We start from the raw sequence: 18,908 nt of genomic DNA, 5'->3' as shown, positions 1-18,908 counted from the left end.
TTAGCCCTGCGCAGCCGGCTCCGGCTATTGGATACCGGGAGATGCCTTCTCTCAGCTGGAGCGGGTATAAATTTATCATCACCCCAGTATAGCCAAATCGAAGAAAAGAATATAACTTCCGTTTATGGCTGTCTCTATTTATTATTCCATTTTTGATACGCCTTTGTCTGATCGCAGTTTTAACCGGCTGCTGGATAAATTACCGGAACAGGGGCAACAGAAAGTCTTAAGATTTCATCGCTGGCAGGACGCCCATGCTTCATTGTTGGGGAAACATCTGCTGCTACGGGCATTTGCGGACCTGGGCAAATCGCTGGACCTGGCAGGATTGCGTTTTACGCCGTCAGGGCGGCCGTATTGGCCGTCAGGACCGGATTTTAATATTTCTCATTCGGGCAATATGGTGGTGTGTGCGGTAGATACCGCCGGCAGAATAGGGATCGATATTGAAGCAAGAGGTGCTATTGATATCGGTGATTTTAAGGATCAGTTTACCGGAACGGAATGGCAACAGGTATTATCTGCCCCGGACCCACAGTTACAGTTTTATGAATACTGGACCATCAAGGAAGCGGTAGGAAAAGCAAATGGGGTCGGTATTGTGGAGTTGCCATCAATACATATCCTCTCTGCTGAAGCAGTGGAATTACAAGGGTTTACCTGGACGCTGACGCCGTTAACGCTCCATGGTGGCTATGCTGCGCATATAGCGACTGAAACAACGCCCGCCGCTGTAAAGATCGAGGAAGTGTTTTTTGAGAATATATAGGTTGCGTTACGGGTGGTAACGCAACCCTGGTTTTGTTAACAATCAAATGTCCGTATCACCGTAGTGGTAGGATGGATAACGCCGGCGGCGTTTTTTTCAGTTTGAGCGCTGGTCAGTCTGGCTACTTTAATAGTGGTCAGCTTCATTTTTTTCTCATTTTTCTTTTTCATACTGTATTGATTTTATGTGATGAATAGAGCCGGAGGGAGTGTGTTGCTTCCGGATGGCGGCCTGGGAAGCATAGTGTTTGTGCAGGAAGTGATAGAGTACCAGTTCCTGTTTACGTTGATTGGCGAGGAAGATACGGTTCAGGAACATATGGATATAGCTGGATAATAAAGCTGCTTTTTCCGGCAGTGGCCCATATTGATGCAGCAACCGGCGGATCTTTTCTGAGCGCTGCCGGAAGAAGGACACTGCCGTAAGGAAGCCACTGGCTTCATCTTCATGAGGATTGAGGATCTGCTGTACGGTACGCATTTCGCGCCGGTACTTGTTATTGAGTTGTAGCAATAGTGCTTTGTCTCCGCCAAATTCACGGAAAAATCCCTGTTGCAGTCTTTCCATAAAAGCGGTTTTTTCGTCGGGCGTAAAACCGAAATCATGCAGCAGCATGTCTGTGCCGCGTAGTGCCAGCTGCCAGCGGTAATCTTCACCTTCTTCTTCATCCAATAGCTGAATGATTTGCAGGACCGCTTCGCTGTCGTAATAAAAAACGGTCTCGCTCATTTCCATGGTAGCAGCACCGTAACGCTCTACTTCCCGTTCATAGGTATCTGTTTGTATACGGTATAGCAGGTCTTTACCCGGGAAAGCCTGCACGGCGGCGTAGAACTGTTCCAGCACGGTCTTCCAGAAATCAGTATTGGTAGCATGGTGAAAACGGATACGCAGGTGATGATCGGGGTCGTTATACCGGATAAAGAACCATTTGTCGATCAGCTGTGCTTCTTCCAGTTGCTGTACCAGTGGCAGTAATGTTACCTCAAGGAAATCCTCCGCAGTACGGGTGCCACAATAAACTTTTACGTATAGCCATTCACTGCCGGGCATAAACTGCCGGGGCAGGGAGGTGGTATCGGGGCGTGTGTCCGTTGGGGTTATAGCAGCGGGTACCGCGTCGTATACAGGTATCACGAGCTGGTTGGTATGTTTGCCTTCCGGACCTTCTATCCAGCAGTTTTCAGGCGTATGTAAAAACTCCTGTACGGTGAGCCGGCCCTTTTTGCGCAATTGCTGGAGAAGCAGTTGCAGGGCGGATTCCTGGGAAGTGTCTATCAGCAGCTCGTTGTCTCCTTCTATGATGACGAGGTGCTGGGGCAGTTGCCATTGGGTTTTAAAGGCCTGGAAGATAGCCAGGGAGGATTTGCCGCTGTCGGATTCAGGGAAATCTTTTTTATCCAGTGTCCAGGTGCATTTACTGAGGAGGATGTTGCGGTAACGTACCCTTGGCAGGAATGTTTCGTTGCCCTGCAGCAGCCAGGACCAGCCCAGGTTACCGGGATAGTCCTGGTATTGCAGTTCACATAAGAATTTATACACCGGCAGACCATGGCGATAATTATGGGCGGTGCTGAGCCGTGGCACGATCACTTTATTCAGTTTGCGGGAACGTAATATTATACGGCCCTGTTGCACACTTACCATCAGATCGGACAGGGGTAGCTGATGATCGGCGGATACGGATGAATGAGCGAGGTATACAATTTCGTAGGGGCGTAAGGGTGGGCGCATGAGAATGTTGCCGGTGCGGGCTTCGGGAAGGTGCACAATTTCGGCGAAGATCTTGTCCGGTTCCTGTGCGGATTCCCGGTCGAGGCTGGCTTTAAGGCGGGCGGTCAGCTGTTCGTCGCCGTGACAGAACCGTCCCAGTAAATTAGCGGCTGAAGGCCCTGAACAACCATTGAGATCGAACAGGTAATCGCCGGCGTCTATAGCGGCGGCGCTGGCGCCCAGTATGCTGCCCATCAGGTACATGCTGTAGGGTAGCGGAGGAAGTTCTTTTTCCCGCAGCTCGTCCAGGTCGGCATCGCTGAGTAAAATTTCGGCGCTGTTTTCCTGTAGACAGCGGTATAACCGGCGTTGCTGGAACTGCTGTAGTTTACTGCCGGTTTGTGTGATGGGCGTATCAGGTGTGGTGATGATGATGTCGTCTGCCAGCGGTGTATGATCGGTATGGTGCCCTGATTGGCTGCCATAGCCGATGCCCGCTTCAGGGTCCAGCGCCAGGGAGAGGGGTATTTCTCTTTCTTCATACCGTTGACTGAAAGCCTGCCGGAAATTATCCAGATCGGTATGCGGACGGTGCCGCATCAGTTTACGCAGCTGGTCCACCTGTTGGGTAATATCCTGTACCAGGCTATGGCTCAGCGTATTCTGCGAGGTGGCCATAAATAGATCCGTCTGGATAAGATCTTTTTCGCTGGTATCGGGTAATAAGGATTTGATCAGCGCGTGTATCTCCTGGTAGGCGGGAATGCCGCTTTGCTGGTCTTGCAACAAAGTCTGTATCCGTTGCAGGGTGGGCAACCACGGACCGGTATGCTGTAGTTGCGACACCCGTTCCAGGAAGCGCCGGAAAAACAGTTCACCCGTAACAGAAGGTTCCAGTTCACTGACCAGCAGCTGACTTTGCAGCAGTTCTTCCGTAAACCCGGCGGCATCTGTTGCCGTGATACCGGCCGCTTCGTCTATCAGGCTATTACGTATGGCCTGCAGGGTGATACCATGCGCCGCTTTTTCCAGTATACTATCCAGGTAGTGACTGGTATTGACGGCCGTCAGGAAATAGTGCCGGAATTTATTGGAGAGGCTATAGGCGGCATAACGGTAACGGCTACCTGATAAGTACAGGGAGCTATTGGGGAAATACAGCAGTTGTTCCCGGATGGCCGGTATCGCCGTAAAGGCAGCCACCAGTTCCGCTACGTTGTTCATATCGAGGCGGCTTTGTTTCACATGGTGCCGGTGGTGATGCAGGCGTATACCGGATTGATCGCTGATAGTACCGGTAGCACAGCCGGCAAAGAGGCCGTAGGGCGTACAACGGCTGCTCATGCGTAACAGATAGCGGTACAGGGAATACAGCAGTTTATCGTCGGGCTGTCCCTGTTCCCATTTTTCCAGTTCCCGGAATAATTCCGGAGAAGCGATGTAGATAGCTTCGCGGATATAAGGTGTTTGCAGCAGTTGTTGTATCTGTTGAGCGAGGTGCGGGTGGGCCAGGCTGCCGGCGGTGTCTACCGGCAGCAGCGGCGTTCTGACAACATAAAAGTTTTCGGCCTGGATCATGGTTCTCGTGCGCGGCTTAAATCACTGAAGATAATAGAATAAGGCGCGAATGGCTATCCCGTAAAACCGTTAAATTTCATGTTTCAACAAATATTTTCCTAAAAATCACGTTTTTCCGTGAGCCGGGATCTCATAGTTTCTGCTTATATTTATCAGTATCCTGTAATCCGAAAGAAAACCTGTTTTATCACCCTCAAAATAAATGATGTCTGTCCAAAATTCATTTATCTGTTTATCATTCTTCTTTATTATTTAAACCTATAAAATTTGTTTTATGAGAAAAACATTTGAGAAAAAGCTTGTGCTCAACAAAATTAAAGTAGCTAAACTGAATGCTTCCCAACCTGGTAATATTGACGTAAAAGCGCCTACTTATACAGGATGCAGCCTGATGGCAAAATGTACGCCTCCGGCTTCCAAGGTGGTTAATTGTTTATAAAAAATAAATTCCATTGCACATGAAAAAACAAGTTGAAAAAAAGCTCAGCCTGGGAAAGATCAAAGTATCTGACCTTAGCAAAGGTACGCTGGCTACCGGCGCTGCTGAGCAGCGTTCTGCTGCCTGCAACTCTCACCCTTTCGCTTGTCTGAGTCAGGGCGCACCCGTATGCAGCGAGGGCTCCTGCAGATTCTAAACAAAACATTTGTATTTAAAAACGATACTGATGAAAAAGCAAACTGAAAAAAAACTCAGCTTAGGCAAGATCAGGGTATCTGACCTTAGCAAAAACATACAGACTGCCGGTGCAGAAAACCTGGCGGGTTCCCGCAAGTGCGTAAGCACAGGCGCGCCGATCTGCAGTGTAGACTCCTGCGTGTATTAAACGGAATTCACGGATTACGGCTGCCCCGGGTTAAAGCCCGGGGCTATTATATTTAGGGGTATGCAAAAAATGCTGTTCACAAACATTCATAACCCGGGATTTTAATCCGGGAACCTGGTGACGATTTATTATCTCGAACGATGAACCATAAAGAAGAAATTTCAACCGTGCTGGAAAATATCAGCCGGGAATTGGACGTATTTACTGCCAACGATAACAATGCCGGGCTTTTAGGAGGATATACCGGTTGCGCGTTGTTTTATGCCTACTACTATCAGCATACCTCCGGTGATGAACACCTGAATAAGGTGCTGATGATAATGGAAAAGAGTATACAGGCTTTGGCGGAACAACCTATGAATGGCTCTTTCTGCGGCGGCGTGGCGGGTGTAGGGTGGTGTGTGCAGCATCTTACACAAATGGGCTTTATTGAAGAAGATGAGCTGGAAGATGCTTTCGGGGAGATTGACGGGATGGTAGCCGATTTTATGGAGGAGACCTTATCAGCCGGTAAAAATGATTTTCTGCATGAAGGCCTGGGTACCGCGTTGTATTTCCTGGAACGGCCATTGCCCGTGGCAAAACCGGTACTGGAGCGACTGGTGGGTTATCTGGCCAGCTCCGCGCACCGTTATCCGGCGGGCATTACGTGGAAGGATGTATTTTCTTCCCGCAGTGAACAGTATAAAACAACCGACCTCTACAACCTCGGTTTGGCGCATGGTGTACCGGCTATCCTTGCCATACTGGGACGGATATACGAAAAAGGGATTGCCAGGGATACTGCGCGTCGTTTGATAGAGGAAGGCATCAGCTGGCTGATGACTACCCGGAAAAGTGAGAAGGAAGACGGGGAGTCGTTGTTCCCGGTTTTAAAAGACGCTTCCGGCAACAGCGTTGGCGATGTCCATAGCCGTTTGGGCTGGTGTTATGGGGATCTGGGTATCGCTACTATGTTACTGGGTGCGGGGAAAAGATTGCAGCGGGCGGATTATACTGAAACGGCGCTCACTATTTTCCACGATGTTGCAAAACACCGCAATGAAAAAAACGGCGCTGTATACGATGCTTGCCTGTGCCATGGTAGTGCGGGTATTGCCCATATATTGCAACAGGCCGCAATGGCTACCGGTGATCCCGCGATAGAAAAAGCAGCGGCCAACTGGCTGCAAATAACGCTTGGTATGAACACCTGGCAGGATGGGCCCGCCGGGTATAAATTTTTTCATCATCCCGATTATCACAACAGTTATAACGTACTCGAAGGTATTGCCGGCGTGGGACTGTCACTATTAGGTTTTCTGCAACCGGACGTAAAACCGGGATGGAATAATAGCCTGTTAATATCATGAACTTTTCATGATGCGCATCATCTCTCTTTTTTTTATATATTACGGGTAGTAAATGAAATCTAAAACAGGTTGTTTGCCCGGAATGCCATGCCGAAGCATGCCAACGTTACAGCAAATATGAAAAACCATGATCAGATTATATTTTGTGGATGATCATCCATTGATATTGGAGGGACTACGCGCTTTACTCAGCTTTGAAAAAGATATAGAACTGGCAGGTGGAACGAGAACAGGGGAATCTTGTCTGGATTTCCTGTTGCATCACCAGGCGGACGTTGTCTTGTTGGATACCATGTTACCGGATATTGCCGGGGCTGATTTATGTTTACGCATCAAAAAAAATCATCCCGGGGTGATGGTATTGGGGCTCAGTTATCATAAAGATGACCGGGGTATCCAGGAGATGCTGGAAAGCGGCGCCAGTGGCTGTCTGATGAAAAACGCTGATAAGGAAGAGTTACTCAGGGCTATTCATGATGTATACAGTGGTCACACGTATCTGTCGGCTGAACTGCAGACAGCTGCGGGTGCTGCGCGTACACGGGAGCTGCATATCACCAAAAGGGAAAAGGAGGTGTTGTGGCTCATCGCCAACGGGCATACCAACCATGAAATAGCCGAAAAACTGTTTATCAGCAGTGACACGGTGGATAGCCATCGCCGTAATTTGCTGGGGAAATTAAACGCCCGCAATACTGCGATGCTCATTAAAAGAGCAATTGATCATAAAATATTAGTGCCCTGACCCGGTGCTTTAGCGCCGGGTTTTTAATAACTCCTCAATAAAGGCAGCCTGTTGCGGGTTGATTTTCTTTTTCGCGTTATCTGCATCAAACCAACCGGCCCGGTCAATTTCCGGGAACTGTTTTCTTTTGCCGGAATGGGGAGGCCATTCTATTTCAAAGGTATTGCTGATAATTTTTTCAGGATCGAGGTCTCCTTCGGTGGCCCAGCACATAACCTGTTTGCCGCCTTTTTGTACGATAGGTTGTAAAGGAATGAACGTACCGTGGGGCTGATAACCTGTTTCTTCTTCAAATTCGCGGATAGCAGCCTGCAGCGCAGCTTCGCCTGGCTCTATTTCTCCTTTGGGGATACTCCACCAGCCGGCATCTTTTTTAACAAAAAAAGGTCCGCCGGGATGTACCAGGAAATATTCCGTGATCCGGTTATTTTTTCTGTAGAGCAGGATGCCTGCGCTTTGTTTCATATCACTGCAGGAAGAGGGGTTTGCCTTAGCGTTGCGGCTCCTTTTGACTGATAATGGCCAGTTTCTCCTGCACCCGCCGCAATCTTTCGGCCAGGGGGAAGTCTCCGCTGATTTCCAGTACCGGCACCTTTAATTGCGTGATCCAGTGTTTATGATGGGTGAGGCTCCTGCCGGCAAAACCGGGCTCGTCGTACCGGGATGCCCAGGTAATAAAGGCCTCATTTTCTGCTTTAAACCAGGGGTCGGAGTCCAGCAGGGTACCGTAGCGTTGTTTTTCCCGCAGTATGAGCCGTTGCATCCTGATTTCAGGGGGCAGCCAGAGGAATACGGCGAAGTCGAACAGGCCGGGGATGTCAGGACCCCAATTAAAAACAGAGCCGGCTACCACTACTTTATCGTGGCTGTTCAGTTCTTCGAGGAACAGCTGGTTCCGTTCGGCAGGGTTCCGCTTGGTTTCGAAAGGACGTTCGGTTTTAAGCCAGTAATAGTCGTCTGCCTCTACGTACGTATAACCGTTTTCCCGGGCAAATGCTTTAGCCAGGGTACTGGTACCGGCGCCGGAGGCCCCGAAAATAATAATCTTCATTTTTGCTGGGTGTCTTTGGGTGTTACAATTGCGTATAACAAATATAACGGATACCGGATTAAAATAAAAGGTGGAGCCGGGGAGCTCCACCTCACTGCTTCACAAACGAAACAAGTAGGATTAACAACTTTCGGGTAATTCAACAGTCAAAAAAATCATGACAACCTTAACACAAAATCTCTTTTTAAGGCGCTGCCTGTTCTCCGGTCAGGATAAGTACAGGCATGGACCCGGATGGAGCCGGTCCATGCTCCGTAACTGTATCCCTGGGGGGACATTGCAACAATGAGGATGGGGTTTTTTCTAACAAACTTTTCCTCGGTTTTTAACACATTCTTTAAAGTCAACTTCGGGTTGGTAACCCATCCCTGCTGTGGTCACCGGTTCTTGCCTCCTGCCGGACCAACAGCCGGGTGAATTCGCTGGACAAAAGGCCTCTGAACGGTCTTTCCTGCAGATCCATTACGGATGGTTTACAGGCGCAAAATTACCAGTAGGTTCATAATCAGTCAACTGTGTAATTACGCAGGTTGTGATATTATTTCTATTTTTAGGACAAAAAACGAATGGATCCTGATAAGTTGGGGCATTATTCCAAAACATTTATTACAGACGTACCGGCTGACCTGAACAGTCCGGAAGCAAGGCTTTACAAACAAAACATCCGGCGATTCCCGGATGAGGCGATCTATATCTATTCATTTAAGGAAAACCGCATGCTATATGCGGATGGCTGGGAACCACTCCTGGGGTACCGCGACGATGAAATTACCATGATGACCATCGTCAACATTACCGCCCCGGAATATGCCCCCTTTTCCAATGAACTGAACGATAAGGCCCTGATGTTCCTGCATAACATGACCGGGGAGAAGGATCTCGAACAATACAGTTTTACCATCGAACTGAAAAAGATACATAAAGACGGTACGCATGTGCCGCTCATCTCCAAAGTAGGTGTATTTGCGACAGAAGAGGGCCATGTGACAGCCATTATCGGGCATTCCCAGAAAAATGAAAGTATCCAGCTGGGCAACGTGATGCGTTACGCCGCCTACGGTCCGGGAAAATCAGCTTTCGAGGAAGAGCTGAATAAACAGTTGTTCCGCCACTACGCTATCTCAGAAAAGGAAAAAGAGGCCCTGTCCCTCGTGGCGGAAGGATTCTCTTTTAAAGAAATCGCTGCCCGTTTCGGGGTGTCCCAATCGGCCATCGAAAAGCGGATCATCCCGATGTATAAACGTTTCGAGGTGAAGAGCCTCACACATCTGATCAGCTTTGCATATGCAAATCATATTCTGCCTTAGGTGCAGGCTGACTATATAGCTGGAGATTGAGAGACAACAGTTTCTCTTTCTCCACACCAATGCTGAGCAGCATATCCTGCCATCGTTCAGACAGTTTCCGTGATACATCATCATCACCCAATACCCAGATCACGTTGGTCTGCCGCAACACCGTGCGGTTAATATCATTGGTCGAAAAAGTATCCACAAAACTCAGGAACTGCTCCGGTGTAATGAGGTCGTTTTTGATAGGGCTACCCGGATTGATGTCGTCAATCACCAGGATAGAAGCCTTACGCCAGGTCCATAACACATCGGCAGCGGTATCGTCGTCATGTTCAAAGAACATGCAGTACAGCTTCATGGCAGAGGTATATACGGCGGTATGGTGGCGGATAGACAGTTCCGTGGCGATGCCTACGCTCAGACTCGTTTTACCGCTGCGTTTGGGCCCAAAGAGGAACAGGTGCATGCCCTGGTCCCTGTTATCCAGGAAACGGCGTATCAGGGCAATTTGCTGGTCGGGGATATGTTCGGTGCTCCACTGGCTCAACCTGAACTGAAAAGGGTAGGAGGGCGTTTGCAGGTACATTTTGGTGAGATACCAGTAATAGGCAGGGTATAACACCATCACCGTCAGGATCAGCAACATAACGAGCGCCATGGTCGTATAGGCGCAAAGGATAGAGGCCATCAGGGCGCCTGACCAGAAATAGATCAGATCGGTGATGGTATCAAACGCAATATTGCCCCAGGCAGGCTGAAAAACATAGGCGCTCCTGGATTTACGGGACAGTAACGGTCCCAGGAAATTGAAGGTTTCAAAGGCCAGCCAGAACAAACTGACGGCACCGGCGGCATAAAGGGCGGCTTGTTCTTCGGTGACGTATTTTTTCAGTATCAGGAATCCGACAAAAGTGGGAATAAAACCCAGGGAGAAATGCCCGAACTGATTAGCCAGCCAGGTGTAAGTGAGCGTTACGCCACGGTACGAGTCTTTGCCGATCAGGTCTGCCCGTAGTTGGCGGACGATATCTTTGCCTGTAATCACTTTTTTCATGAGTAGCTTGGGTATTAGGGGGCTGCAAGATAATCGGCAAATATAATATGTTCCGGGAAAATGAATCTTTGAAAGAATACTGTAGCTTTGGCCCCGTATGACAAAAAAATATAGTCAGCTGAAGGCGGGCCTGGTCATGGCCAGGGCAAGCCTGATAGCTACCCTGCGTAGCCCTACTTCAGTTGTATTCGCCCTATTATTTCCTATTATTTTTGTAACGGTATTTGGTGCGATGGTAGATAATACCGCCGTGAAAATCCCTGTAGCCATTGCTCCCGGCAGCGATACCAGCAGCCCTGTTTACCATGCGGTGAAAGAAGTCAGCATCTTCAGCCTGTCTAAGGAAACAGACTCATTGGCACAGCTAAACGCTTTAAAGAAAGGACGTATCGCCGGTATTATTCGTATAGCCAGCCCCGTATTAACGGGTCCTGTGCCGCAATATGGTTTTACACTGCTCAGCTCCGGTGCGGTAGCCGATAAAAGGCCCCTGGTAGAAGCGGCGCTGCAGTCGGTTACCAACGGCATCAATCAAAAAGTACTGCAAGGCCAGCCAATCGCCGCCAAAATGGATGTGATAACGGTTCCCGGCCGCGTATACCGCCAGATCGATTTTATCCTCCCCGGACAGCTGGGCTTTTCCCTGCTGATGGCAGGCGTATTCGGCTCCGCTTTCCTGCTGTTTAACCTGCGGCATACGCTGGTACTGAAACGTATTTTTGTAACGCCTATCAGCCGCGCTTCGCTGTTGTTCGGTGAAATGCTGAGCCGGCTGGTGTTCCAGATCATCTGTTTTATCATCATCACCGCACTGGGCTATTTCGCATTCGATTTCACCCTGATCAACGGTATCTTCACTTTCCTGGAAATGTTGCTGCTCTCCGTTTTCGGGCTCGTCATCTTCACCGGTATCGGGTTTATGATCAGCGGCGTAATCCGCAATGAAAGTTCCATCGCCCCGGTAGCCAATACCATTACGGTACCGCAGATATTGTTATGCGGACTCTTTTTCCCAGTGGAAAATTACCCGGTATGGCTGCGCACTTTCTGCGAATACCTGCCATTGACTTTTTTTGTGGACGGCCTGCGTAAAATCGCCTTTGAAGGCGCTCATATCTGGCAGGTGCCGGTGGAATTGGGCGGCCTTACCGTATGGGCGGCTATTATTGCGGTATTGTCTGTGAGAATGTTTAAATGGGAATAGTTTAGTTCACTTCCAGTGTATTCATATCCGGTAGTTTCGGGAAAGGGGCATGCGGTTCGCGCTGGTACCAGAACACTACGCTGCTGATATCGGACTGTTGTGGCAGATAACGGCCGCCGCTACGCCAGCCCAGGTCCTGTATAGTTACTTTCAGGTCCTTCTCAAAACGGATGGGGTCCATGATATGCCAACGGTACAGTCCGAACCGTTGCTGTGATTTGTACAGTCCGTCGGGCCGTATCACTTGTGGCAGCCCTGCATAAGGTGTAGAAAACTCCTGGTATTTTCCTTTCACATCGAAGTTATAGGAACCGCAGAAGTAATCTTCTGTGCCGGTACCGCAGATAGTAGGAAACTTATTATCGCCATCCATAAAAAACTTGATTTCTCCTTCTCCCCACCAGCCGTTATTGTTGATACCCCAGGCCAGGTAAGTCCCTACGTACTGGCCTTTTCCACGGATGCCGTCCACCAGCGTGTAACTGGCGTCTTTCACGGGATTGGCGCGTCTGAACTGCGCATGGAGATAACCGGCATCTTCCGGAACGGTGGTCAGCGTATAGTCTACCTGGTAATACAGGGTCATTTTTTCTGTGTTGATATTTTCCATGGTGATGCGGCATTTTTTCCGGAAAGGCATGGACCAGTAGCAGTTAAAAGCACTGCCGGGGTTCACGCATACGGCCAGGGAATTGAGCTGGGCATATTCGCCCCAGCCCATTCCGAAGAAATCGCCTACAGGTACTTCTACCGAAGGAGTGGTTTCATCATCCCAATAAAAACGGAGAATAGAATACCGCCAGTTGCCGGTGGGGGTCATCCAGATATGCTGGATAGCACCCGGACCGGTAATTTCTGCCAGGGTAACGGTTTTGCCGGGTTCTATGAAAATATAGGGGTTTACCTTCCAGCCCTGGCCCAGTTCGCGGGCCGCGTGACGGGCATTGCCCTGTTCCAGGGAGGCCATGCCGCCTTTGCCGGGCTCGCCGGTAATGTTTTCCGGGCTGATAGAGCGCGTTTTGGCATCTGAGAGGCGGGAGAGGTTGCCCAGGTTCATGTCCAGGCCATTGAAAGGTTGTTGGGCATAGACCGATAGCTGTATACAGGCCGTGGTCAACAGGAGAAGCATTTTTTTCATGTCGTGGAATTTAAGTTTGCAGCAGTCTGAATAAAAATAAGCTTAAACGATTTAGTTTGCAAGGCTTTCCTGCCAATTTTTTATGAATGGTATGCAATACCTTTGCAGCCTCACCGTTTACTGAAACACGAACCTGAACTATCGTATGTACCGTATTACTTTTTATGGGGTGATGTGCCTGTTGTTGATGATGACCGGTGCCTGTAATATCAGGACAGATCTTTATCAGTATTACTGGACCATGGATGTAAACAGCAGTCTGGCCTTCAAAAAACATGTGACCGATACCGACCCGGTAACCGGGTTGCCCCGTAAGATGGTAGACAGGGTAGGTGATTACCGCTATGGTGGCCTGCTGCTGACAGATGACTCCGATAATGTCCATGGCTGGGATAAAAACATTTCCTTTTTGTTTGAAGATGAAGCCCGTACCAATAAGGCCGGCGTGGAGATGACGGAAACCAACCGTGTTGCCAGTCCGCGCAATGCTGAAATCGTATCGCAGCTGCAGACGTTGATGGGTACTAACGCTGACCACTATACGGAAGGAAACAATCGTGTCTATCTCTGGAAAGACAAACCCCGGAAGGGGCAAGTGGTGCTGCTTTCACAGATCCGGGGTGATAACTATACTATCTCCCGTTTGTTAATGATCAAACAATCGGTGGTAATCCCTGCCACCGGCATCAATGTATTGGATAAATTGCTTCGCCCCCTGACCGCAGCCAAACAGCCGTGAGGGCCGGAAGGCATTGAAATATAAGGCGAAAGCAGGAGCAATGACGGATATCAGGAACGGATCTGATTCCGGTCATAGATAGGGACCTGCCGCTGTTTTAATTTGTGCCGGATTACGTTAAACAACGGAGATGAAGGACAAATTGGAAGAACTGCGGGCTCAGCATGAATCACGTAAATACCTGCTGAAAGTGCTGGAAGACGGGAATATACGTTTTAAGTTGAAACTGGCCCGTATTTTATCAACAGAGTTCGACCGGGAGGAGCTGGGGTGGCTGGAACATTTTCAGAGCCGGTTTCTTAAAATGGACGAACAAATAGCCCTGCTGCGTCACGAGATCAGTGAGCAACAGGGCGTACTGGCATCCGTGCCGGCCACCGTGGAACTGGAGACAGCCGCCGCGTCGGAATGGATGATAGAAAAAAGATTTGCCATGGTACAGCAGCATTTTGACCGGCTCGATACTGATTTCCGGCACTACCTGCAACAGTCTTTCCCGCAGGTTTAAGCCAGAATATTCGCCAGCTTCTTTTCGTTGAGAATAACCACCGCACCTTCTTTTATCTCGATCAGTTGTTCATCGCGGAAATCGCCCAGGGTACGAATCAATGATTCGGTGGCGGTACCCGCAATATTAGCCAGGTTCTCCCGGCTGATGTTGATCACCAGCGGCGTGCCTTTAGGCGGATTGTATTTTTTGAGCAGGTTCAGCAGGGCTTCTGCTACTTTTTTACGCAGGGAATTGTAAGCCAGTCCGAGTAACTGTTGTTCTTTATCGGTCACATTTTTGGCCAGCATTTTAATCAACTGCGCGGCTACTTCGTGGTTATTATTTAACAGCTCCTGGAAATCCGAAGCCGGTATCACGGCAATTTCACTCTCTTCCATGGCCACCGCTGTTTCTTTGTATATGGTGCCTTCCAGCAGGGCGTTGTAGCCGAGGAAATCCCCTTCTGCATAAATATCCAATACCAGTTCCTTGCCCTGATCGTTGGTTTTGCAGGTTTTTACCTTGCCTTTCTGTACAAAAAAGAGGCGGGTAGGGTGGTTACCTTCGGTATAGATCACTTGTTTTTTGCGGTATTTATCGGTGTTGCGTCCTTCGGCCAGTCCTTCCAAAGTACCTTTGCCGGTAGCTTCATACATGAGGCTGTTCATCCCCTGCAGGTTGGACGGAAATTCTTTGCGGCGGATGTCGGCCTTGCGCAGCCTGTTGGCGACGGTTTCCCACAGCTCCGTGCCACTAAAGGGTTTGGTGAGATAGTCATCGGCTCCCATGCCCATGCCTTTCCGGAAATCGGCTCTTTCTGTTTTAGCTGTCAGGAAAATAAAAGGAGTGTCTTTTACCGCTTCATGCTGTTGCATCAGGTGCAGTACGCCGAAACCATCCAGCACAGGCATCATGATATCACAGATCACCAGGTCTGGTTGGTGTTCCAGCAGTTTCTCAAAACCAGTCATTCCATTCTCAGCCGTCAGTACCTGGTAGCCGGCGATGGCCAGGATGTCTGCGGTGTTTTCCCTTAATTCTTCATTGTCTTCTATCAGCAAAATCGTTTTCATATGCTTACGGGGTGTTTATCGGATCAGTTGGAAAGGTGATGGTGAACACGGTGCCTTTGCCCAGTTCGCTGGCGCAGGAAATAGCGCCATTCATCAGTTCACTGTATTTCTGTACTATATGCAGTCCCAGGCCGGTACCCTGGATATTGCTCACATTGGCGCCGCGGTAAAACCGCTCATAGAGATGTTGCTGGTCTTCCTGCGACATACCGATGCCATAATCTTTGATCATCAGGGTGAACAGGTTATCTTCCATTGTGGTATACATCTCAATGGTACTATCGGGAGGGGAAAATTTAATGGCGTTGCCCAGCAGGTTCATGGCAATATGCCGGAGCAGCGAGGTGTCCAGCCAGCAAACGTCTCCACCGGTGTGTTCATAGCTTATCGTCTGACTTTCTTTGATGATGCCCTGCATCTCTTGTATAATAGTCTGGAAATAATCATTGATCTGGAACATGGAATACCGCGCCTGCAGCTTGCCTTCTTCGATTTTGCCGACAGACAGGAAGTCGTTGAGCGTATCGGTGAGAAAACTAACGGCGTTGACTATACGCTGGATATGTTTGTTGCGCACCGGCTGTTCTGCCTCGGCAGCGTAGTGTTTGACGAGGAAGGCGGACGACAGGATGGTGCTCAGCGGTGTCCTGAACTCATGGGAGGCCATGGATACAAATCGGGATTTAAGATCACCGAGTTCTTTTTCCTTACTCAGCGCCGCCGTAAGTTCTTCTTTGGATGCTTCCAGATCGGCCAGTGCCTGTACCAGCTGCCGGGTACGTTCTTCCACCATGCTTTCCAGCTCATTGTTGAGCCGTTCTATTCTTTCTTCCGCTTTTTTCCTTTCGGTGATATTGCTGATATAGGCGATCACAAAATGCCCTTCTTCATTGGAATAGTGGCTAAGGCTGATTTCTACCGGAAACTCAGAACCATCGCGGCGTACTGCAAAAAGATCCAGCCCGATGCCCATAGGCCTGCTCTGAGGTGCGTTGTTGTATCTTTCGCGGTGCCCGATATGTTTATCATGTACACGCCGGGGAATGAGTACTTCCACTTTCTGTCCGGTCAGCTCTTCCCGGCGGTAATCGAACTGGGAAAGGGCAAAATCATTGATCAGGATGATATTACCTTCCTGGTTGGCAACGATAATACCAATGCTGGCATAGTTAAACAATGCGCCGAAACGTTGCAGTTCTTTGCTGAGTTGCAGGCGGTAACGGCGGTCGGACTGGCTGTCTGAAATACGGAAAAAGCAGTACTGCTCTTTACCGTGTTTAAATACCATTTCTTCATAGAGACCGGTAAAGGTTTCTCCCTGTATATTATGCCATTGCCGTTCCTGTAATACAGCTTCGTCCTGCAGAAACGCATTGCCGAGGGCTACTTTTCCGGCGCCGAGCTGATGTTGTTCCAGCAGTAGTTCCAGTGATGGAAAATCGTCTGTGCCCAGCATTTTGGTACCGGTTTCATTGATGTATTTCAACCTGCCGGAGCCTATTTCCCGCACCGCCACAAGGCCAGGCGTTTTTTGCATCAGCGCGGCGAAAATGCTGAGCTGTAAATCTATGTCCAGATCGCTGACATGTAAATTCATATCGATGATTCTTCAGGTATAAAGGCACTATCGCCCGAAAGTTAAGGATTTATGCGCTTGCGGCAAAGAATATGACCACTGTCAGGGTCTGTCCTGACTGATCTCATTTCCAGGAAACAGAGCCTGTTGTAATATTGTATCAGCATTTTAAAGCTTGGGTTATGCAGATCTATATTAGTGAAGAAGCGATTATATCCGATATACAGGAACGGTTTCACCACCTGTATCCGGGGCTGAAGCTGGCATTTTTCCGCAAATCCGGTTTGCCCGGTGAATGTACGGATGAAAAAGACCGGTTATCCTCCAATACCCCTATTGAAAAAGTCAGAATGTTGCACAGCTTTGGCTGGCTGGATGTCAGCCACTACCGTACCGCGCTGGCAGTGGAACATGACCTGAAGTGCCTTTTCGGCCTGCATGGACGCGTCCTGCACAAAAAAGGTAATCTCTGGTTACAAACCACTACTACCGGCCACCTTACCCTCGAAGAATTAAATGCCGGTGATAGCGAAAAAGCGACCGCTTTCCAATTGCCGGAAGAACCTGAAACTGAATAAACCACAGTTTATGGAAAAGATACTATTTATAACAGATGCTGTTTGCATGAGCAAAAGTTGCCTGGATTTTGCCTGTTATTTAGGCAATCTCACGCATTCCAGGCTGACCGGCGTATTCCTGGAAAACCAGGAAATGGAATTGCGTTCGGTGGATGAAATCCGGGAAAAAGGTGTGATAGCACCGGTTCCGGGGGCGCGTATTGAACAGCAGAAAGAATTGTACCGGGACGAGAATATCAAACGCTTCAGCGACCATTGTGAAAACAGCGGCGTAAACTGTGTCATTCATCAGCATACAGGTATTCCGCTAACTGCTGTATTGCGGGAAAGCAGGTATGCCGATCTGCTGGTAGTAGATGGCAGCACCTCCTTCTCCTGGCGCCGGGAATCTACTCCCACCTCCTTTGTAGAGGAAATATTGGAAAAGGCGGAATGTCCTGTATTCATTGCCCCGGAAAATTTTGAAGGAATAGACGAGATTATTTTTACCTATAACGGCAGCCATGCCGCGATGTATGCCATCAAACAGTTCACCTACCTGTTACCGCAACTCTTCGGGGTCAAGGCCACCTTGCTCAGTGTAACGCCCAAAGGACAACCGATAAAAGGCGATAGGGAAAAGCTGGAAGAATGGCTGCATATGCACTATGTCGACAGTTCATTGGAGATACTGGAAGATAATAATGTACAAGCTACCCTGATGGAATACCTTTTTATGAAGGAAAAAGTGATGATCGTGATGGGAGCCTTCGGCAGAAACCAGTTGTCCAACCTGTTTGTGCCGAACCCAATGAAGCCGGTTGTAAAACTGGTTAGTCAGCCTGTATTTGTCGCTCACCACTAAATCATATTACCATGAAAAAGATCATCGCGGCGGTGGATGCGCTGCATTTTTCTGCCTCTCAGATAGCAGCCTTCCGCTATTTTGCTCAGGAACAGCAAGCCAGGCTGACTATCATATGCCTGGATAATTTCTCTGCGGAAATGGTACCCATGACTTCCATGTATCCCGAGTGTTATGCGGTGAATTATGCCCAGATCACTGCCGAAGGGAGGGCTGCGCTGGAATGGCAACGCACTACCAATATCCGTCAGTTAAAGGATGTCTGCAGTGAAGCGGCTGTCGGGCTGCGGATAGTGGAAACAAATGGTTTCCCGGTACAGGAAATTGTCAAAGAAAGCCGCTTCGCCGACCTGCTGTTACTCACCGCTGACATTTCCTTTGGCGACATGCCGGATAGCATACCTACCCGTTTTGTAAAGGAAACATTGGCTGCTGCCGAATGTCCGGTGATGGTATTGCCGGAAACAGTACGGCCTGTCCGGGAAATCATTTTTTCGTACAACGGAACTTTCTCATCCGTTTATGCCATCCGCACCTTTACCTCCCTCTTTCCGGAGTATGGCAGTACCCCGGTAAAACTGCTGTATGTAGAGGAAAAGAACCATTATCATATCCCGGAAGAAGAGAAGATCATTAGCTACCTGTCGCTTCACTATGACCAGGTAACCACCGAAAAACTGACCGGTGAGCCGGCCACTGCTTTCCTGGCTTACCTGATCCGCCGGAATGATTGTATCGTTACCTACGGCGCATACGGCCGTAGCGCTACTTCCCGTTTTTTCCACCGCAGCGACGCGGAGAATGTATTGCGCACCGCCAATATCCCCATATTTATCACCCATCCGTAACCCCCTATATTGAACAGGAAGGCTATGCCGGCTGTTAATC

21 protein-coding genes are annotated in these 18,908 nt (G+C 49.1%); 13 read left to right on the top strand and 8 right to left on the bottom strand.

All coding sequences use genetic code 11. From position 1 onward, the window contains the following. Positions 1-124: 124 nt before the first annotated feature. A complete protein-coding gene (locus tag ICL07_RS03660) occupies positions 125-769 on the top strand; it encodes a 4'-phosphopantetheinyl transferase family protein (RefSeq protein ID WP_188086583.1) in 645 nt (214 codons plus the stop codon). A 35-nt stretch (positions 770-804) separates the two neighbouring features. On the opposite strand, the gene ICL07_RS32585 is transcribed toward ICL07_RS03660, so the two are convergent. Both ICL07_RS32585 and ICL07_RS03655 read right to left on the bottom strand, forming a co-directional pair. Continuing rightward, positions 805-939: a hypothetical protein gene (locus ICL07_RS32585; RefSeq protein ID WP_281389411.1), complete on the bottom strand. Its 135-nt coding sequence runs from the start codon at positions 937-939 to the stop codon at positions 805-807. Continuing rightward, complete coding sequence (locus ICL07_RS03655; RefSeq protein ID WP_188086582.1) at positions 923-4,060, bottom strand: lantibiotic dehydratase; 3,138 nt, start codon at positions 4,058-4,060, stop codon at positions 923-925. Before ICL07_RS03655 ends, ICL07_RS32585 begins: the two co-directional genes overlap by 17 nt. Before the next feature lie 274 nt (positions 4,061-4,334). Between ICL07_RS03655 and ICL07_RS03650 the strand changes: the two genes are divergently transcribed. From ICL07_RS03650 to ICL07_RS03630, 5 genes are all read left to right on the top strand, one after another. Next, positions 4,335-4,499: a class I lanthipeptide gene (locus ICL07_RS03650; RefSeq protein WP_188086581.1), complete on the top strand. Its 165-nt coding sequence runs from the start codon at positions 4,335-4,337 to the stop codon at positions 4,497-4,499. Between the two features lie 19 nt (positions 4,500-4,518). Beyond that, complete coding sequence (locus ICL07_RS03645) at positions 4,519-4,695, top strand: hypothetical protein (RefSeq protein WP_188086580.1); 177 nt, start codon at positions 4,519-4,521, stop codon at positions 4,693-4,695. Positions 4,696-4,725: 30 nt separating this feature from the next. Next, positions 4,726-4,884: a hypothetical protein gene (locus ICL07_RS03640; protein ID WP_188086579.1), complete on the top strand. Its 159-nt coding sequence runs from the start codon at positions 4,726-4,728 to the stop codon at positions 4,882-4,884. A 140-nt stretch (positions 4,885-5,024) separates the two neighbouring features. Beyond that, on the top strand, positions 5,025-6,236 hold the full coding sequence (locus ICL07_RS03635) for a lanthionine synthetase C family protein (RefSeq protein WP_188086578.1): 1,212 nt from the start codon (positions 5,025-5,027) through the stop codon (positions 6,234-6,236). Positions 6,237-6,363: 127 nt separating this feature from the next. After that, positions 6,364-6,981, top strand: coding sequence for a response regulator (locus tag ICL07_RS03630; protein ID WP_188086577.1), 618 nt, complete (start codon positions 6,364-6,366; stop codon positions 6,979-6,981). 9 nt (positions 6,982-6,990) lie between these two features. On the opposite strand, the gene ICL07_RS03625 is transcribed toward ICL07_RS03630, so the two are convergent. Further along, complete coding sequence (locus tag ICL07_RS03625; protein WP_188086576.1) at positions 6,991-7,446, bottom strand: NUDIX hydrolase; 456 nt, start codon at positions 7,444-7,446, stop codon at positions 6,991-6,993. A gap of 25 nt (positions 7,447-7,471) precedes the next feature. Beyond that, entirely contained in the window at positions 7,472-8,032 is a 561-nt protein-coding gene (locus tag ICL07_RS03620; protein WP_188086575.1) for an AAA family ATPase, read from the bottom strand. Between the two features lie 566 nt (positions 8,033-8,598). On the opposite strand from ICL07_RS03620, the gene ICL07_RS03615 reads away from it, so the two are divergent. Further along, positions 8,599-9,339, top strand: coding sequence for a LuxR C-terminal-related transcriptional regulator (locus ICL07_RS03615; protein WP_188086574.1), 741 nt, complete (start codon positions 8,599-8,601; stop codon positions 9,337-9,339). Here ICL07_RS03615 and ICL07_RS03610 read toward each other — a convergent pair. Next, positions 9,305-10,378, bottom strand: a complete 1,074-nt coding sequence (locus ICL07_RS03610) for an AAA family ATPase (protein WP_188086573.1) — start codon at positions 10,376-10,378, stop codon at positions 9,305-9,307. The genes ICL07_RS03615 and ICL07_RS03610 overlap by 35 nt on opposite strands. A 97-nt stretch (positions 10,379-10,475) precedes the next feature. On the opposite strand from ICL07_RS03610, the gene ICL07_RS03605 reads away from it, so the two are divergent. Then, complete coding sequence (locus tag ICL07_RS03605; protein ID WP_188086572.1) at positions 10,476-11,582, top strand: ABC transporter permease; 1,107 nt, start codon at positions 10,476-10,478, stop codon at positions 11,580-11,582. Position 11,583: 1 nt separating this feature from the next. Here the strand turns inward: ICL07_RS03605 and ICL07_RS03600 are convergent, their stop codons facing one another. Then, on the bottom strand, positions 11,584-12,720 hold the full coding sequence (locus tag ICL07_RS03600) for a glycoside hydrolase family 172 protein (protein ID WP_188086571.1): 1,137 nt from the start codon (positions 12,718-12,720) through the stop codon (positions 11,584-11,586). A gap of 145 nt (positions 12,721-12,865) precedes the next feature. Here ICL07_RS03600 and ICL07_RS03595 point away from each other — a divergent pair, with 145 nt between their 5' ends. Both ICL07_RS03595 and ICL07_RS03590 read left to right on the top strand, forming a co-directional pair. Then, on the top strand, positions 12,866-13,459 hold the full coding sequence (locus ICL07_RS03595) for a hypothetical protein (RefSeq protein WP_188086570.1): 594 nt from the start codon (positions 12,866-12,868) through the stop codon (positions 13,457-13,459). A gap of 130 nt (positions 13,460-13,589) precedes the next feature. Continuing rightward, positions 13,590-13,967 (top strand): hypothetical protein, encoded by a 378-nt coding sequence (locus ICL07_RS03590; RefSeq protein WP_188086569.1) that lies wholly within the window; start codon positions 13,590-13,592, stop codon positions 13,965-13,967. Here ICL07_RS03590 and ICL07_RS03585 read toward each other — a convergent pair. Both ICL07_RS03585 and ICL07_RS03580 read right to left on the bottom strand, forming a co-directional pair. Next, entirely contained in the window at positions 13,964-15,022 is a 1,059-nt protein-coding gene (locus ICL07_RS03585; protein WP_188086568.1) for a response regulator, read from the bottom strand. The genes ICL07_RS03590 and ICL07_RS03585 overlap by 4 nt on opposite strands. Positions 15,023-15,026: 4 nt before the next feature. Beyond that, positions 15,027-16,619 (bottom strand): sensor histidine kinase, encoded by a 1,593-nt coding sequence (locus tag ICL07_RS03580; protein WP_246484969.1) that lies wholly within the window; start codon positions 16,617-16,619, stop codon positions 15,027-15,029. Between the two features lie 161 nt (positions 16,620-16,780). On the opposite strand from ICL07_RS03580, the gene ICL07_RS03575 reads away from it, so the two are divergent. From ICL07_RS03575 to ICL07_RS03565, 3 genes are read left to right on the top strand one after another with little or no spacing between them, the layout of a single operon-like run. Next, positions 16,781-17,176 carry a hypothetical protein gene (locus ICL07_RS03575; RefSeq protein ID WP_188086567.1) on the top strand — a complete coding sequence of 132 codons (396 nt, stop codon included), beginning with the start codon at positions 16,781-16,783 and terminating at the stop codon, positions 17,174-17,176. Positions 17,177-17,186: 10 nt separating this feature from the next. Continuing rightward, complete coding sequence (locus tag ICL07_RS03570) at positions 17,187-18,020, top strand: universal stress protein (protein ID WP_188086566.1); 834 nt, start codon at positions 17,187-17,189, stop codon at positions 18,018-18,020. An 11-nt stretch (positions 18,021-18,031) separates the two neighbouring features. Continuing rightward, positions 18,032-18,868, top strand: coding sequence for a universal stress protein (locus ICL07_RS03565; protein ID WP_188086565.1), 837 nt, complete (start codon positions 18,032-18,034; stop codon positions 18,866-18,868). The last annotated feature ends 40 nt before the right edge of the window (positions 18,869-18,908 follow it).

The organism is Chitinophaga qingshengii (assembly GCF_014529935.1).
GTDB classification, from domain to species: domain Bacteria; phylum Bacteroidota; class Bacteroidia; order Chitinophagales; family Chitinophagaceae; genus Chitinophaga; species Chitinophaga qingshengii.
Note: the sequence above shows the minus strand (reverse complement) of the source record. Positions and strands in the feature narration are given on the sequence as shown.